The organism is Priestia sp. D3YE.R1, assembly GCF_049199565.1.
GTDB classification, from domain to species: domain Bacteria; phylum Bacillota; class Bacilli; order Bacillales; family Bacillaceae_H; genus Priestia; species Priestia aryabhattai.
Window position 1 is genome coordinate 1,010,494 of sequence record NZ_JBLTHW010000002.1, and the last position, 17,502, is coordinate 1,027,995.

Below are 17,502 nucleotides of genomic sequence, written 5' to 3' on the forward strand. Positions count from 1 at the left end.
GAAGAAAGCAGGACAGAGCAGCGCTGCTGCGCGTATAAAACAGCGATCAGTAAAGAAAAGAATTATGTTTTAAGACACAAAAAGAAAAGGAGATACGATGACTAATCAAAAAGAAACAGGATGGAATTTACGTAATAGCTATGCGGAGTTACCAAACATCTTTTTTACCCCTCTTGATCCTAATCCAGTGAGTTCACCTAAAATAGTTAAATTTAACGACTCTTTAGCCGCATCTCTAGGGTTACAAAAAGAACAGCTGCAAAGCCAAGAAGGAGTTAGTATTTTGGCTGGAAACAGTTTTCCAAAAGGTGCTTTCCCCCTTGCACAAGCTTATGCAGGGCATCAATTTGGCCACTTTAACATGCTAGGTGACGGCCGGGCTTTGCTGATAGGGGAGCAAGTTACGCCTTCAGGTGAACGAGTGGATCTTCAGCTTAAAGGCTCAGGCCGAACTCCGTATTCCCGAGGAGGAGACGGTCGGGCAGCTCTAGGACCTATGCTGCGTGAGTATATTATTAGTGAGGCTATGCATGCTCTTGGTATTCCAACTACTCGGAGCCTAGCAGTCGTAATAACAGGCGAATCCATTGTTCGTGAAAAAGAACTGCCGGGGGCGATTTTGACGCGTGTAGCTTCCAGTCACCTTCGTTTTGGCACATTTCAATTCGCTGCAAAATGGGGAACGGTCGAAAACCTTCAAGCGCTAGCTGACTATGCATTAGAACGACACTTTTCCCATATAGAAAAGAATGAAAAAAAATATTTATCATTGCTTCAAGAAGTGATTAAGCGGCACGCTACCCTAGTTGCTAAATGGCAACTTATTGGTTTTATTCACGGCGTCATGAATACGGATAATATGACAATTAGTGGAGAAACGATTGACTATGGACCATGTGCGTTTATGGATACCTATGATCCAGAAACTGTATTTAGTTCAATTGATGTACAAGGGCGCTACGCTTATCAAAATCAACCAGGCATTACAGGGTGGAATCTTGCGAGGTTTGCTGAGGCTTTATTACCGCTGTTGGATCAAGATATAGAAAAAGCAGTTGAAATAGCTCAAAGCGCCGTGACGGAATTCCCAAAATTCTATCGAGAAAACTGGCTGGCAGGTATGCAGGCTAAACTTGGACTTTTTAACGAAGAAAAAGAAGATGAAGCATTATTCCAAGAGCTTCTTACCATGATGAAAACCTATAAAGCTGACTATACAAATACGTTTCGTGCATTAACTTTCGATAAGCTAGGAAATAATGACCTGTTTGAAAGCGAAGAATTTGCACAGTGGCAGGAGTTATGGCAGAAAAGACTAGGTAGGCAAAAACAATCTAAAGCGGAGTCGGAAGAGCTTATGAAAAATAACAATCCGGCTGTCATTCCTCGAAATCACCGGGTAGAAGCAGCACTAGACGCAGCACAAAAAGGAGACTACAGCGTTATGGAAGATTTTCTAAAAGTGCTTTCTAGCCCATATGAATCGCCTTATCAGTCAGAGTACTGTACACCGTCTGCTCCGTCTAATCAGCCTTATCAAACGTACTGCGGAACTTGATTTATTTAGATAAGAACAGCTATTTAAAGACAGCATAAATGACATCAAAAAGAGCTCTTTATAAAGAGCTCTTTTTGATTTTCTGAAAAATGTATTATTGATTCATTAAAATGATAGCGATTCCTTAGGAAGAGCTGGATAAAATTTAGCAGTATAAAAGAATCAAAATAAAAAGAGATTACCTAATTCTTTTGTCTCTTATTATTACCAGTAGAAACTATTATATAATAAATTATTCCACTATTTCACAAAAAATACATTAACGATATTTTTTTGAAAATGGTCTAATTTAATAGCTGTAGAAGAACTTATAAAAAATAGCAGGTTAAATATGACGATCAATTTGCCTACTTAATCAAAAAGTTAAAGATTTAAGACTTTATAACTAAATTAAAAAAATAAAGGGAGAAAAAAGGGTATGGGCACTTCATTTTACCTATTTGACTTTTTAATATTATGCAAGTAATCTTGGAAAGGTAATGGAACCGGTTCTGTTATTTCGCCAGATTGATATGACTTCTCGATACATAGAAAATGAATTGCTTGTGAGTGACACAAGAAAAAGTATTATACAAAAGGGAGAAAAACAGATGAATATTAAGAAAATCGCAAAGCAAACTACAGCTTTATCTTTTGCTACAGCTCTGTTAGTAGGTGCTGGATCTCAAACATGGGCTGCTGAAAGCAATCATAAAGATACTAATAATAATTATGGAGTTTCCCATATTACGCGTGATAACATGCTGAAAATTCCTCAGCAGCAAAAAAGTGAACAGTTTAAAGTTCCAGCTTTTGATAAATCAACAATCAAAAATATTGCCTCTGCAAAAGGGTATGATAAATCGGGCAATTTAATTGATTTAGACGTATGGGACAGCTGGCCTCTGCAAAATGCTGACGGAACAGTAGCCAACTATCATGGTTACCAAGTTGTATTTGCGCTAGCAGGTGATCCGAAAGATGCTGATGATACATCTATTTATGTGTTTTATCAAAAAATAGGTGAAGGTTCGATTGACAGTTGGAAAAATGCAGGAAGAGTGTTCAAAGACAGTGACAAATTTGTACCGAATGATCCTCATTTGAAAAAGCAAACACAAGAATGGTCAGGATCTGCTACTTTAACATCAGATGGAAAAATACGCTTATTCTATACTAACTTTTCAGGTACAAACTATGGAAAACAAACCTTAACAACAGCTCAAGTAAATGTATCTCAGCGAAGTGCAGATACGTTAAAGATTGAAGGTGTTGAAGATCATAAATCCATTTTTGATGGTGATGGTAAAAAGTATCAAAATATTCAGCAGTTTATTGACGAAGGCGCATATGGTTCAGGAGATAATCATACGTTGAGAGATCCTCACTATGTAGAGGATAAAGGACATAAATACCTTGTGTTTGAAGCAAACACAGGAACTGAAGATGGTTATCAAGGTGAAGATTCCCTTTACAATCGAGCTTACTACGGTGGAAATAATCCATTTTTCCAATCAGAAAAAGAGAAATTACTGCAGAGCTCTAATAAAAAGAAAGCCGCTTTAGCAAACGGTGCGTTAGGCATTGTTGAATTAAATAACGATTTTACCTTGAAAAAAGTAATGGATCCACTGATTACTTCAAACACGGTGACAGATGAAATTGAACGCGCAAATGTATTTAAAAAAGATGGGAAATGGTACTTATTCACAGATTCTCGCGGATCTAAAATGACTATTGATGGTATCGGCCAAGATGACGTATATATGCTAGGATACGTATCAAATACGCTGACAGGAAAATACAAGCCGCTAAATGATACAGGACTTGTTTTACATATGAACCTCGATCCTAATGACAAAACGTTCACGTATTCACACTTTGCAGTTCCACAAGTGAAAGGAGACAATGTCGTAATTACAAGTTACATGACAAACAGAGGCTTCTATTCAGAGGAACACTCTACGTTTGCTCCTAGCTTCTTGTTAAATATTAAAGGATCGAAAACAGCTGTTGTGAAAAATAGTATTTTACCACAAGGACAATTAAGTACGGATAGATAATTTTTAAAACCGAAAGAAAATGGCGGCAACTGCTGCTGTTTTCTTTCGGTTTATTATGTAATCACAAATATGCTGTAACTGCAGTGCTGATTAAAATAAAAAAGTAGTATATACAGATTCACAGTTATTTTATTTAAAGAAAATGAAACATTCAGACAGACTATAACTTTAAGAATGAAACCGGTTGACATGCAAGGTTGACTAACTTAATATATTTACATATAATGGCTTGAAACGCTTTCATAGATTAGTATGACATGATGATACTTATAGATGAAATAACTTGTATTAGTAGGGAATGTTTCATTTCTTTGAAAGAGAAAATCCCGTTCGTTAACTGAAAATAAAGAAGGTGCTTCTTAATGAAACGAATTGATAAGGTATATAATCAGCTGTTGAGTAATTTTCAGGAGTTTACAGAAGTAGAACTTTTACATAAACAAGGAAGCTCAGCGATTGAAATTGCTGAACAGTTAGATTTAGAGAGATCTAATGTAAGTCTTGAACTGAATAAACTTGTCCGTATGCAAAAAGTAATCAAAATTAAAATGTTCCCCGTTCGCTACGTTCCGCTAGAGGTTGTCGAAACAATTTTTCGTCAAAAGTGGGATACGAATAAGATGGAAGTGGAAAAACTAGAGCAGCTATCTAATGGAGGAAAAGAAGAAGCACTTCCTGCTAATCCTTTTGAATTGATGATTGGGGCCACAGGCAGTTTAAAAAAATCGATTTCTCAAGCAAAAGCTGCTGTCCTTTACCCGCCCAATGGGTTACATATGCTGCTATTAGGTCCCACGGGATCAGGCAAATCTCTTTTTGCAAAACAAATCTATCAATTTGCTTTATATTCAGAGAGGTTAAAAACAGGGGCCCCGTTCATTACCTTTAACTGCGCTGATTATTATCACAATCCTCAATTACTTCTTTCTCAGTTATTTGGTCATAAGCAAGGGAGTTTCACTGGAGCAACTGAAAGTAAAGTAGGTTTAGTAGAACAAGCAAATGAAGGCATTCTCTTTATGGATGAAATACACCGGCTTCCTCCTGAAGGTCAAGAAATGCTTTTTTACCTCATTGATCAAGGTACGTACAATCGCCTAGGGGAAACAGATCATAAGCGAACGTCTAAAGTATTAATTATTTGTGCTACAACTGAAAATCCCGGTTCAGCCTTACTGCAAACTTTCTTAAGAAGAATTCCGATGACTATCCATATTCCCTCATTAGAAGAGCGATCTCTAAAAGAAAAGCTTCGTCTCACAACGTTTCTTTTAGAACAAGAAGCTAAACGAATTAATAAAAAGCTAAGTGTCCACATTGATGTATTAAATGCTTTAATCCACACTGAAAAATTCGGGAATGTAGGGCAGTTAAAGTCCAATGTACAGCTCGTTTGCGCACACGGATTTTTAAATAACCTTGATAGTAAACATATGGTGGAACTTACAGTGAGAGATTTGCCTGATGATATTAAACGAGATTGGATTTCGAATAGTAAAAATATGGAGCGCAGCAGAAAAATTTCTGAATATGTAAACCTCAAAACGATTATTTCTCCGGCTATGGAGAGCCAAGAAATAAAAATGGAGGAAGACGTATCATTTAATTTATATCAGTTAATAGAAGAAAAAGTAGATGTTTTAACAAAAGAAGGTTTATCTCAGGAAGACATCAATCAATATATTCTTACCGACATTCATTTGAATGTTCGGAGCTTTTTTAATCAAAAAAATGGCCAGAGTTCTAATTTAATGAAATTCGTAGAAGACGACGTGATTCAGCTTACAAAAGAATTAAAACATTTAGCAGAAAAAGAATTGAGCTGTAAATTTGATCGCAGATTTATTCATTTTTTAAGTATGCATATGGAATCCTTTTTAAAGCGAAAAAAACAAGTAGACGTATTAAATACAAAGGAAATAGATGAAATTCGCGAAACATATCCAAAAGAATATGCGGTAGCCCTGCTTTTTAAAAATCGAATTGAAAAGTGGTTTAACATTGTCGTGCCAGAAATAGAAGTCATTTATCTCACAATGGTTATTCAATCCATTCGAACGTTAGAAGAAAATAAGCGAGTGGGGATTGTAGTTGCTGCACATGGAAACAGCACGGCAACTTCTATGGTAGAAGTGGCTAAGGAGCTTTTAGGGAGCACTCCTATTATAGCTATTGATGTACCTTTGACGGTATCTCCAGTCGAAATTGTAGATAGGTTAGTCCAGGGAATTAAGAAAGTAGACGAAGGAGAAGGCGTATTAATGCTTGTGGACATGGGCTCGCTTGCCATGTTAGAAAGCAAGTTGGAACAAAAAACAGGGACTAAGATTAAAACAATTAGCAACGTGACGACGTCTATGGTGTTAGACACCGTTAGAAAAGTAAATTATTTAGACTTAAATTTATATGCCATATTTGATTCGGTGCAAAAAGACTTTATGGAATTTATAGATAAGCAGCAGCATGTGCTTGGAAAAAAGAAAGCCCTTGTTTCTATTTGTACAACAGGAAGCGGTACAGCAAAACAATTAGAAAAAATCTTAACAATTATTTCACGCAAAGTATCTCAAGAGCCTATTAAAATTCTAACCGTTTCTTCTATTAAATTAGCAGCAAACATTCGGGAAATTCAAAAAGAATATGAAATTGTGGCAACAGCAGGTACCAAAAACCCTAAGATTGATGCGCCTCATGTATCGCTAGAAGTCCTTATTGAAGGGCAGGGAGAGCGGATACTTCAACAGGCAATTACAAAAGAAACGATACGCTATGATGAGGAGCAGACAGAAGGGAATATTGTAGTGCGTGAACTTTGTGAAGAAAACTTGCGAAAGTATCTTCTATTTATTAATCCGTATCTCATAAGTGAAATTCTGTTAGAGTGGTTACGTCACGTACAAGATGAGTTAGAAATGGAATTAAGCAACACCGTTATGATTCGGATTGTGATGCATACAGCCTTTGCTTTAGAAAGAATGATAAAAAACGAACCTCTTGCTTTTCCGAAGGATGAAGAAATCACTCATCAATTGGAAAATATTTATCAAAAAACGGAAAAAACATTACAAGCCGTCGAAAAAAAGCTGAAACTTACCTTAACAAGAGATGAAAAATTATTTATTTCCACTATTTTTGCGGATGAAATGTAAAAATCATATTATAATCCTAAGAAACTAGTTTGATTTATATGCCACTAGTTTCTTTTTTTGTCTCACTTTTCAAATAACAGAAAAACCTGTATTAAAACGCATTGCGTTTTGATACAGGTTTATTTATTTTAAAAAACCTGTATCAATAACAAAGAAAAAGGTATTGAAAAATAAATGAAAGCGCTTAATACTCTTTGTTGGCACGATACTTGCAATAAATAAGTGTAGAACGCAAAAGAGAGGAGCAAGTGTACATGATTTCAGTCATTATTAGTGGACATGGTGATTTCGCACCAGCATTAGAAGGGTCTTCCAAAATGATATTCGGTGAAGAGAATCACGTAGTAGCCGTACCTTTTCTAAAAGGAGAGGGTATCCAAACCCTTGAAGAAAAATATAAGCAGGCACTAGAGGAAATCCCTTTAGAAAATGAAGTGCTTTTTCTAGTCGATATTTTCGGAGGTACACCCTACAATGCAGCTACTCCCTATATCCTTAAAAATAAAACAGCGGATATGGTGTCGGGAGTTAACTTGCCTATGTTACTAGAAGTGTTAGCCATGCGAGAACACGTTACATTAAAAGAGATGCTAGGAAGATTAAAGCAAGTGAATGAAGAAAGTTTTCAAGTGTGCAGTGAACATTTAGAAAAAATTCAGCAAACAAACCAAATCGGAGAGGATGGATTATTATGAAAATCGTTTTAGCAAGAATTGATGACCGCTTTATTCACGGGCAGGTATTAACAAGATGGATTAAAACAAATGCAGCAGATCGAATTATCATTGTTTCAGATGAGGTGGCAGCGGACGAAATGAGAAAAACGCTGATTCTTTCTGTAGCTCCTTCGAATGTAAAAGCAAGTGCTGTCTCGATTTCTAAAATGACAAAAGCCTTTCATAGTCCGCGTTACCAGGATACAACAGCCATGCTGCTGTTTGAAAGTCCCGCAGATATTGTTGCTCTTGTTCAAGCTGGAGTGCCTATTGAGACAGTGAATGTAGGCGGCATGCGTTTTGCTAATGACCGAAAACAAATCACCAAATCTGTAAGCGTTACCGAAAAAGATATCGATGCTTTTGAGAAACTGCAGGAACTAGGCGTAAAGCTTGAGCTGCGCCAATTACCTTCAGATTCTAGCGAAAATTTTATTCAACTACTGAGAAATGAAACAAAAATCAAATAAGGAGATGAGTTTATGTCTTCCATACAAATTATTTTATTATTAGTCATTGCAGCGGTAACTGGCATCGCAAGCGTGTTGGACGAAGGGCAATCCCATCGTCCTCTCATTGCCTGCACGTTAGTAGGGTTGGTGCTTGGAGATTTAAAAACGGGCATTATTTTAGGTGGAACGCTGGAATTAATGGCTCTTGGATGGATGAATGTTGGATTGGCGATGGCACCTGATACGGCTATTGCTTCTGTTATTTCAACTATTTTAGTTATCACAGCTGGTCAGGGCATTGGTGAAGGCATTGCGGTAGCTATAGCTTTAGCAGCCGCAGGGCAAGTACTCACCATTTTTGTTCGTACCATCACAGTATTTTTAATTCATCGAGCTGATAAGTACGCGGAAGAAGGAAACTTTAAAGGAATTGAAATTATGCATATTACTGCTATGGGTTTTCAGGCTCTCCGCGTTATGATTCCAACTTTAATTGTTACATTAATCAGCGTAAGCGCCGTGCAAACTTTCCTCGGAAATATTCCGGAAGTTATTACAAAAGGTCTGCAAATTGGAGGAGGCATTATCGTGGTCGTAGGATATGCCATGGTTATCAATATGATGAACATTCCTCATTTAAAACCTTTTTTCTATATCGGGTTTTTATTAGCGGCATTTACAGGGTTTAACCTGGTAGGATTTGGGGCGTTAGGTCTTTGTTTAGCCCTTCTTTATCAGCAAGTAATGCAGCAGCGAAATCAAATGCAGCCGGCAGGCGTTCCCGCAGCTACAGGGAGCGAACAAGTATATGATGATGACGATGATGATTTAGATGCCTAAACGGCGAACTTAAGGGAGGGATAGAGATGGAAAATGAAAAAAGATTAACGAAAAAAGACATCTTTAGAATGTTTATTCGCTCGAATTTTTTACTCGGTTCATTTAACTTTGAGCGTGTTCAGGCAATGGGCTACTGTTATGTTATGATTCCAGCAATCAAACGTTTATACGGACCAGGGGCACAGCGAAATGCAGCATTAAAGCGACATTTAGAATGGTTCAATACACATCCATGGATTTCCGCACCTATATTCGGCGTCACGGCAGCAATGGAAGAAGAAATGGCAAATAAAAAAGATTTTGATGAAAAAGCCATCAGCGGAATGAAAATTGGATTAATGGGACCGCTTGCTGGCGTAGGAGACCCTATTTTCTGGGGAACGCTGCGACCAGTCCTCGCAGCACTAGGCGCATCTCTTGCGTTAGGCGGGAATATTGCCGGGCCACTGCTGTTTTTCATCTTAATTAATGCAATTCGATTAAGTACAAAATATTATGGGTTAAAATATGGCTATTTAAAAGGAACAGAAATTTTAAAAGATTTAGTAGGCAATCGAATTCAAAAACTGACGGAAGGTGCGTCCATTTTAGGACTCTTTGTAATGGGAGCATTGGTTTCGAAATGGACCACTATTAATATACCAGTGGTTGTTTCTAGGATCAAAGATGATTCTGGTAAAGTTGTCGTAAAAACCGTTCAAGACGTACTCGATAGTATTTTACCGGGATTGCTACCTTTAGCGCTAACTCTATTAGTAGCATGGATGCTTCGAAAAGGTACAAATCCGCTGCTTATTATTTTCGGTATTTTCTTAATCGGTATAGGAGGTTATTGGATCGGCTTTTTAGGCTGATAAATAAGAGGGAGTCATCTATTCTTCTAGCATCTGCTGGTGAAAATGTTTTACATAGCCAGTATGCCAATAAAGGAGGAAAGAAAGATGAAAAGAACCGTCAAAAAGTTATTGATGATTGGAGTCGCTTGTTCCATAAGCTTGTTTTCTGTATACCCTGTATTAGCTGATAATACAGGGTATTATCAAGAAAAATACCGGAATCAATTTCATTTTTCTCCAGAAGCGAACTGGATGAACGATCCAAATGGAATGGTCTATTATAACGGGGAGTACCACCTGTTTTATCAGTATTATCCTTACGGTACCACCTGGGGACCTATGCACTGGGGGCATGCAGTTAGTACAGACTTAGTGAAATGGAAACACCTGCCGGTTGCTCTTTCTCCAGATGAGAACGGAGAGATCTTTTCAGGAAGTGCCGTTATCGATTGGAATAATACTGCAGGGTTTGGAAAAGAAGCGATGGTAGCTATCTTTACGCACTCGGGCAGTAAAGGGCAAGTTCAAAGTCTAGCATACAGCACGGACAGCGGAAGAACATGGACCAAATATGAAGGAAATCCTGTTATGCCAAATCCCCCAGTTCCTGACTGGCGCGATCCAAAAGTGTTTTGGCACGAGCAAACCAAGCAGTGGGTGATGTCTTTAGCTGCTAAAGATAAAATCATGTTTTATACATCACCTGACTTAAAAAAGTGGGAATACGCAAGTGAGTTTGGATCTGACGGAGGGATTCAAGCAAACGGTCAAAGCGGTGCCTATTCATATACTTTGTCTGAACAAAAAGGTCAATCCTTTACTCTAGAGGGAGAAATTACGCTTGTAGAAAAGAATGGACGCGAAGGTGCAGGAGGCCTTGTTTTTCGTTCTAATAAAGATGCAACAAACGCATATACCGTCAATTTAGATGCTGAAAAGAACCTCTTAACACTTAACAAAGTAGAGAAAGGAAGCGTAACGACTGTTGTTTCAAAGCCAATGAGGCTTGATACGTCACAAGCGTATCGTGTGAAAGTAGAAGCAAACAGTCATCACTTTAAGATACTGCTAAATGGGAAACAGGTTTTAGAAGGCAGTGATGCATCTTTTGAAAACGGTCAGTTTGGACTAACAGCATGGAATTCCACAGCTGTCTTTCGTCATGTTAAATTTACGAATCAATCTAATTTCATAACCAATCTATCTAACTGGAAACCTGTTACGGGAACATGGAATGATACTACTGATGGAAAAATCGGTAAATCTGACAGCGACGGATATATTATGAGTGAAGAACAGGGAGATCAGTTTATTTACGAGTCAAATATGACATTTTTAGATGAAAACCATGGTTCAGGTGCACTACTTTTTCGAGCAGACGCGGAAGCCAAAAACGGATATATAGCTAGCGTGGATGCTTCTAAGGATACAATCAAACTAGTAAAGCTTCAAAATGGCATTTCAACTGTCCTTGCCGAAACAAATGAAAAAATTGATACGAGCAAATCACATCAAGTAAAAGTAACTGCATCGGGAAATGAACTTGATTTGCATATAGACGATAACTTCACCCTTACTGCAAAAGATGAAACTTTTTCAAAAGGATTGTTTGGACTACACGTTAATCAATCTTCAGTCCGGTTTCAAGACGTTAACATGACCAAGTTTATTGATACAGATGAAAAAGAAATTAAAAATAAAAGTTTTGAAACAGGAGATCTCACCGGCTGGAAAACGATAAATGGAAATGCATTCACAAACGATCATGTAACGGATGCAACCGCAAATTGGAGCGGTCCTTTTGAACAAAAAGGAAAGTATCATTTATGGGGTTTTTCTGATAAGCAAGATGGAGATAATGCCACTGGAGAATTACATTCGTCTTATTTTAAATTGAGCGGATCAGGTGAAATCAATTTGTTAATGGGAGGCGGAAACGACCCCACAAACCGCTATGTAGCCTTAGTCCGGGCATCTGACGACAAAGAATTGATTCGTCAAGCGAATACAAAGTTTGCAGATGAAAAGTATCAGCGCTACGTATGGGATGCTTCTAAGTATATAGGAGAAGTACTGTACATTAAAGCCGTTGATCAAGCTGTAGGCGGATGGGGGCATATTAATCTAGATGATGTGAATGTATTTAATACAGAAAAAATGCCGGATAAAGTAGACAATGTAGCAAAAGAACCAGAGGAAGCTAAACAAAGAGAAGGCGGAGAGATTTCAGATTGGAACACAGTGTCAGGAGAATGGGTGAATTCAACTCACGGAAGCAACGGAGGCATTTGGGAGTGTCCTACTTTACTCGAACTGCCGGTTGATGGAGACAGTACGAAGAAAAAATGGGTGCTGCAGGTCAGCATCAATGATGGAGCGGCAGCTGGAGGGTCAGGGATGCAGTACTTTGTTGGGGATTTTGACGGGAAAACATTTAAAAATGAAAACCCACCAGAGGAAGTGCTTTGGACAGATTATGGTGCCGATTTTTATGCCGCTGTAGATTGGAGCGGAGTTGAAGGAGATAACGGAGAAAAGTATTGGCTAGGCTGGATGAGCAACTGGCAATATGCAAACAATACTCCCACTACTACTTGGAGAAGCTCTATGTCAATCCCAAGAAAAATAGAACTCACCAACACAGCAAAAGGGCTTCGTTTAAAACAAATACCTGTTTCAATTGATTCAATCCGCAATAAGCAAGAAAAAAAGATATTGAAGAATCTCATGGTTACTGAAAATGGAAATCTTCTTTCAGGCATACAGGAAAACAAATATGAAATCATTGCAGAATTCGATGTTTCTACTACAGATGCACAAGAATTTGGTTTTCAAATTCAAAAAGAAGGCAGTGAAAATACGAAAGTCAGCTATAACATAAACAAACAGCGATTATCTGTTGATCGAACAAACTCTGGAAGTTTTGATTTTGGTGAAAATGTGAAAGGCAAACACTCTGCTTCCATGCTTCCAAAAGACGGAAAGGTTAAGCTTCATATGTTTGTAGACCAGTCGTCTGTAGAAGTATTTGGTAATGACGGCACGGAAGTAATAACAGACCAGCTCTTTCCAACGCTTTCAAGTAATAAAATAAAGCTTTATAGCAAAGGAGGCGCTGTAAAATTAAATTCTCTTAAGATGTATCCGTTAAAATCTATTTGGAATAAAAGTCCTGTTGATACAAACTTATCTGGATGGAAGAATATTAGCGGACTATGGGCCGATACGATTAACGGGAAACAAGGACGAAGCAAAGAAGATTCCTTTACCTTATCATCAAAAGAAGCAAAAAATTTCACATATGAGGCAAAGATAAAGGTGTTAAAGGAGGCTGTTTCAAATTCTACAGGAGCAGGAGCGCTAGTATTCCGTTCGGATGAACAGGCAAATAACGCTTACGCTGCGAATGTAGATATGCTTAATAATCAAGTGAAACTCATTGCGTTTAGAGATGGAATAGGAAAGGATCTCATGATTTACGACGATGGGGGAAAGCTGGATTTAAAACCAAATACAGATTATCATCTAAAAGTAAGGGCTGAAGGAGAGCACATTCAAGTTTATCTCGAAGGCAAGCTGGTGATCGATACAATGGATCCTACCTTTTCAGAAGGTTATGCTGGGCTGAATGTGTGGAATTCTACTAGTTTGTTTAATGAAGTGAAATTTGAAATAGTGAAATAAAGGATTGTGAGAGCTGCCGCTTACTAAGGCAGCTTTTATATAACATAAAAAAGTATGCTGCGGTGAAGTAGCATGCTTTTTTGAATTTCATAGGTTAATGAAGAGGATTTTTACATATGATAAATATCTTACTAATCTAATTAATCATACATTTTAGTTCTTAAAAGGTCTTTTGAAAAATCCTCATAAAAATATGATAAAATCGGATAGGATATATATTTCGAGGAAGGAAAGTGTTTTTTTATGATTATTGGTAACGAACAAGATTTAGAAAGTTTACGCAAAATTGGGCGCATCGTTGCACTTGCGCGCGAAGAGATGAAAAGCCAAGCAAAAGCAGGTATGACAACAAAAGAGCTTGATATGATCGGTAAAAAAATATTGGATGAACACGGTGCTATTTCTGCACCTGAAAAAGAATATGATTTCCCAGGTGTAACGTGTATTAGTGTAAACGAAGAAGTGGCTCACGGTATTCCGGGAGATCGCGTATTAAAAGATGGCGATTTAGTAAATGTGGATGTATCTGCCGTACTTGATGGCTATTATTCAGATACAGGCATTTCATTTGTTATCGGGAAAGATGAAGAAAAAGAAAAGCTGTGTCAAGCTGCAGTAGATGCATTTTGGGCAGCTATGAAAAAAGTAAAAGCTGGTTCAAAACAAAACCAAATTGGTCGTGCTGTTTCTAACTTTGCACACCAAAACGGATACGCGGTTATTGAAAATTTAACGGGTCATGGTGTTGGCCGCAGCTTGCATGACGCTCCTAACCACATTTTAAACTATTATGATCCAATGGATAAAGCACTTTTGAAAAAAGGTCTTGTTATTGCTGTAGAACCGTTTATCTCTATGAAAGCTGATCATATCATTGAACGTGGAGACGACGGCTGGACGTTTGTTACACCTGATAATAGTCTTGTAGCACAATGTGAACATACGATTGTTGTAACAAACGGTGAACCGATTATTTTAACTGAACTATAATCAAGTTTCGCACATCTTCTTATTTCTATAGATTCCATTAATTAATAAAAAGCTACTTCACGTAGCAATGTTTTTTCATTGTATTAATAGTGAGGTAGCTTTTTTATTATTGTGTAATGAATGAATTTCATATTGAGTCGCTTTGTTTATACAACGTTTGAAAGATAGTGTAATTGAATATGCTCAAGGGAATGCTAAGTATAAATCAAAATGAAAAGGGGTATGAAATGTGGAATATGTAGGAAGAGAAGCGATTGTAAGTGAACTGACTCATCATATGGATGACATTTTAAACAAATATAACCTTCAAGGCGTTTCTGTATATGAAGAAGAAGGAGAAGGGAATCATTATTATCTTGGCTATACAGTAAAGAAGAATGATCAGGTGTTTATGGTTAACAAACCTTATATAAAAGATAAAGACGGGAAACTAGCAGTAGAAAAGCAAGAATGGACCGTTCAAGGTAACGAAGGAGAAACAAATAGATATACTTCACTTGAAGATGCATTTCAACAAATTGATCAAATGATACATTAAATAAATTTGATCAATTTCACTGCGGATGCTTTTCTTTACCTGCGTGAGAATGAGCAGAAGAGGCACTGATAGCTGGCGCGCTTTTTTCGCTTATAGGATCTAAATTTTCTTTGCTATAAAGTCTAAAAATTTGTTTTTTTAGGTTTTACTATATAAATACGGGGTACACATACAATACAGCAGCTATCATGCAAATGGTTGTTGTGGAAGGTTAAATACTTAGCGTTTGAAGGGACTGATTAGTTTTGAAAGGCTTAACAGCGACTTCAGCAAATGTATTACCGCAGATTGAAAGCAGATATTCGTATCTGACACAAGGCACTTTGGTTATGAACCGATATACGTAACGAAAGGGCCTGACTAGGCAAACAAAGGAAAGACTGAATCAACGAGAAGAAGCCTGCATCTAAACATGTAGGCTTCTTCTTTTTTACAGATGAAAATAAGACGATGAGTGCGTACATAACGGGTATAAATTAAAAAGATTCACATTCAGTCCATTTTCCGTACACGTTTTTCTTGAAAAAAGGTCATAAGTTGAAGATACTGTATATAACTATGTAAAAGAATTTTTGAAGAAAAAATAGTAAATCTGCTTGAGGTGAAAATGATGAGAAAAGCAAATAAAAGTGAATTTCTGTGGAATACGTTAGACGGCTGGCTTTTTATCCCTAGGAACATTCCTTTACTATTTCTTTTTGTATTTCTCTTAGGGGTTTCTTACCTAGGTTGGGTTAAGCTGTTTCATAAATTCGTTTAGATACACCAATGAGCTGAAACAAAAAATTGTTTCAGCTCGTTGGCGTTTTTATTAATTATATATGCACCGTCATTCACATAGATTATTCGTTCCATCCTTTGCACACATCAACCCATTTTAAGCATTTCGAAAATTCTTCTAGTTCGGGTATTGTTAATTCGATTGCACTATTTCCACTTCCACAGGCAGGAAAAACGGTAATAAAACGTTTCAGAGATTCATCTAGATACACGTGGACACCTTCATTAACGGCAAACGGGCATACTCCGCCTACAGCATGACCAATCAGCGTTTCTACTTCACTTGCTCCAAGCATTTTTGCTTTGGTTCCGAACTCTTCTTTATATTTTCGGTTGTCAATTTTTGCATCTCCCGCTGCCACAATCAATAAAACGGTTCCTTCGGCGTTAAAAGAAAGACTTTTTGCGATTCGTTGCGGCTCGCATTTTAAAGCTTGCGCTGCCAGTTCTACAGTAGCACTGGACTCATCCATTTCAATAATTCGATTCTCCATGCCATATTGTTTAAAATATGCTTTTACTTTTTCAATCGCCATTTTTTATATCCATTCCTTTCATTGACTCTCGCAAATATGTATGATTGCCCTACAGAGAATGTACAGTTGTTCTTTAAAGTGAAAAATTCTTATTATTTTAATATACAGAAATTATACACAACTTTGGAGTTAAAAGCACATATTCGTTTTAATTAAAAAAGTTACGTAGGTAAAGTATTTTTAACTGATTAAAGCAGGATTACGGAACCCTTTGAAGAATGTAACTATGTCGGCTACGAAAACATAGGCATTAGAACAAAAGATAAATGATGAAATTGAAAAGGCGCAAACGTTCTAGTGAAATGAGGAGAAGTAATGCCAAATTTACACACTGTCGTCAGTTTTTTTAGCAGTACATGTATGGCAACGATGAGTATGATTTATTTGTTTTCCCTTGTGCCGCGCGCATGGTCTTTTAAATTTCGATTTGGAGCCATGGTTATAGGAATCCCAGTCGGCATTATAATGGGACAGGTTGCTATGCTGATCGGCTGGCACCATCATTAAAACTTTGAACTTTTTAACAAAAAAGGAGACATGTAAAATGAATATTATTACATTAAACAACGGCTTAAAAATGCCTCAGCTTGGATTTGGCGTATGGCAAGTAGAAGATAACCAAGCAGCAGCTGCAGTGTCAAAAGCAATTGAAGTGGGATATACGTCTATTGACACAGCCATGATCTATAAAAATGAAGAAGGAGTAGGTCAAGCGATTAAAGAATCTTCTGTTCCTCGAGAACAGCTGTTTATTACAACAAAAGTTTGGAACAGCGACCAAGGCTATGAAAATGCATTGCGTGCATTTGATGAAAGCTTAGAACGATTAGGACTTGATTATGTCGATTTATATTTAATTCACTGGCCTACGCCTCAATATGATGAGTATGTGGAGACGTATAAAGCATTAGAAAAGCTTTATCACGATGGAAAAGTAAAAGCAATTGGCGTCTGCAACTTTGAAATTGAGCATTTAGAGCGCTTGTTAAACGAATGTGATGTAACACCTGTTTTAAACCAAATTGAGTGCCATCCGTATCTTGCTCAAAATGAATTAAAAGAGTTTTGCGCCAAACATAATATTTTTGTGGAAGCATGGAGCCCTCTTGATCAAGGAGGAGAAGTGTTACAAGACGAGGTTATTCAAAAAATTGCTGAAGTACATAGCAAAACTCCAGCTCAAGTTGTATTGCGCTGGCACTTACAAAACAACACAATTGTCATCCCTAAATCAGTTACACCGTCTAGAATAGAAGAAAACTTTAACGTGTTTGATTTTGAACTCACTGCCGATGATATGGCAGAGATTAATGGGTTAAACAGCAATCGCCGTAAAGGTCCGCACCCAAGTGACATGAACGTTCGATAACGTTTAAAAAAA

At 37.4% G+C, this 17,502-nt stretch carries 13 protein-coding genes; 12 read left to right on the plus strand and 1 reads right to left on the minus strand.

The window, feature by feature from the left end; translation table 11 throughout:
• The first annotated feature begins 97 nt into the window (after nt 1–97).
• The 10 genes from ACOZIR_RS17345 to ACOZIR_RS17390 all read left to right on the plus strand — a co-directional run bounded on the left by ACOZIR_RS17345 (nt 98) and on the right by ACOZIR_RS17390 (nt 14,805).
• Complete coding sequence (locus ACOZIR_RS17345; protein ID WP_045291389.1) at nt 98–1,558, plus strand: protein adenylyltransferase SelO; 1,461 nt, start codon at nt 98–100, stop codon at nt 1,556–1,558.
• Between the two features lie 590 nt (nt 1,559–2,148).
• Nucleotides 2,149–3,600, plus strand: coding sequence for a glycoside hydrolase family 68 protein (locus ACOZIR_RS17350; RefSeq protein WP_340141441.1), 1,452 nt, complete (start codon nt 2,149–2,151; stop codon nt 3,598–3,600).
• A gap of 362 nt (nt 3,601–3,962) precedes the next feature.
• Nucleotides 3,963–6,749, plus strand: a complete 2,787-nt coding sequence (locus ACOZIR_RS17355; protein ID WP_340141440.1) for a sigma 54-interacting transcriptional regulator — start codon at nt 3,963–3,965, stop codon at nt 6,747–6,749.
• 254 nt (nt 6,750–7,003) lie between these two features.
• Nucleotides 7,004–7,444: a mannose/fructose/sorbose PTS transporter subunit IIA gene (locus ACOZIR_RS17360; RefSeq protein WP_045291384.1), complete on the plus strand. Its 441-nt coding sequence runs from the start codon at nt 7,004–7,006 to the stop codon at nt 7,442–7,444.
• Nucleotides 7,441–7,935: a PTS system mannose/fructose/N-acetylgalactosamine-transporter subunit IIB gene (locus ACOZIR_RS17365; RefSeq protein WP_028413929.1), complete on the plus strand. Its 495-nt coding sequence runs from the start codon at nt 7,441–7,443 to the stop codon at nt 7,933–7,935. The genes ACOZIR_RS17360 and ACOZIR_RS17365 overlap by 4 nt, the downstream gene beginning before the upstream one ends.
• A gap of 12 nt (nt 7,936–7,947) precedes the next feature.
• Nucleotides 7,948–8,757, plus strand: coding sequence for a PTS mannose/fructose/sorbose transporter subunit IIC (locus ACOZIR_RS17370; protein ID WP_028408130.1), 810 nt, complete (start codon nt 7,948–7,950; stop codon nt 8,755–8,757).
• A gap of 26 nt (nt 8,758–8,783) precedes the next feature.
• Nucleotides 8,784–9,611: a mannose/fructose/sorbose PTS transporter subunit IID gene (locus ACOZIR_RS17375; protein WP_328120033.1), complete on the plus strand. Its 828-nt coding sequence runs from the start codon at nt 8,784–8,786 to the stop codon at nt 9,609–9,611.
• An 87-nt stretch (nt 9,612–9,698) separates the two neighbouring features.
• The gene (locus ACOZIR_RS17380; protein WP_340141439.1) at nt 9,699–13,277 is read left to right on the plus strand and encodes a GH32 C-terminal domain-containing protein; all 3,579 of its coding nucleotides are present in this window, start codon (nt 9,699–9,701) and stop codon (nt 13,275–13,277) included.
• A 243-nt stretch (nt 13,278–13,520) separates the two neighbouring features.
• Complete coding sequence (gene map, locus ACOZIR_RS17385; protein WP_045291382.1) at nt 13,521–14,267, plus strand: type I methionyl aminopeptidase; 747 nt, start codon at nt 13,521–13,523, stop codon at nt 14,265–14,267.
• 229 nt (nt 14,268–14,496) lie between these two features.
• Complete coding sequence (locus ACOZIR_RS17390; protein WP_328120035.1) at nt 14,497–14,805, plus strand: DUF5634 family protein; 309 nt, start codon at nt 14,497–14,499, stop codon at nt 14,803–14,805.
• Between the two features lie 842 nt (nt 14,806–15,647).
• On the opposite strand, the gene ACOZIR_RS17395 is transcribed toward ACOZIR_RS17390, so the two are convergent.
• Entirely contained in the window at nt 15,648–16,121 is a 474-nt protein-coding gene (locus ACOZIR_RS17395; protein ID WP_045291379.1) for a YbaK/EbsC family protein, read from the minus strand.
• A gap of 315 nt (nt 16,122–16,436) precedes the next feature.
• Between ACOZIR_RS17395 and ACOZIR_RS17400 the strand changes: the two genes are divergently transcribed.
• The gene (locus ACOZIR_RS17400) at nt 16,437–16,628 is read left to right on the plus strand and encodes a hypothetical protein (protein ID WP_034653208.1); all 192 of its coding nucleotides are present in this window, start codon (nt 16,437–16,439) and stop codon (nt 16,626–16,628) included.
• A 37-nt stretch (nt 16,629–16,665) separates the two neighbouring features.
• The gene (locus tag ACOZIR_RS17405; RefSeq protein ID WP_045291377.1) at nt 16,666–17,490 is read left to right on the plus strand and encodes an aldo/keto reductase; all 825 of its coding nucleotides are present in this window, start codon (nt 16,666–16,668) and stop codon (nt 17,488–17,490) included.
• The last annotated feature ends 12 nt before the right edge of the window (nt 17,491–17,502 follow it).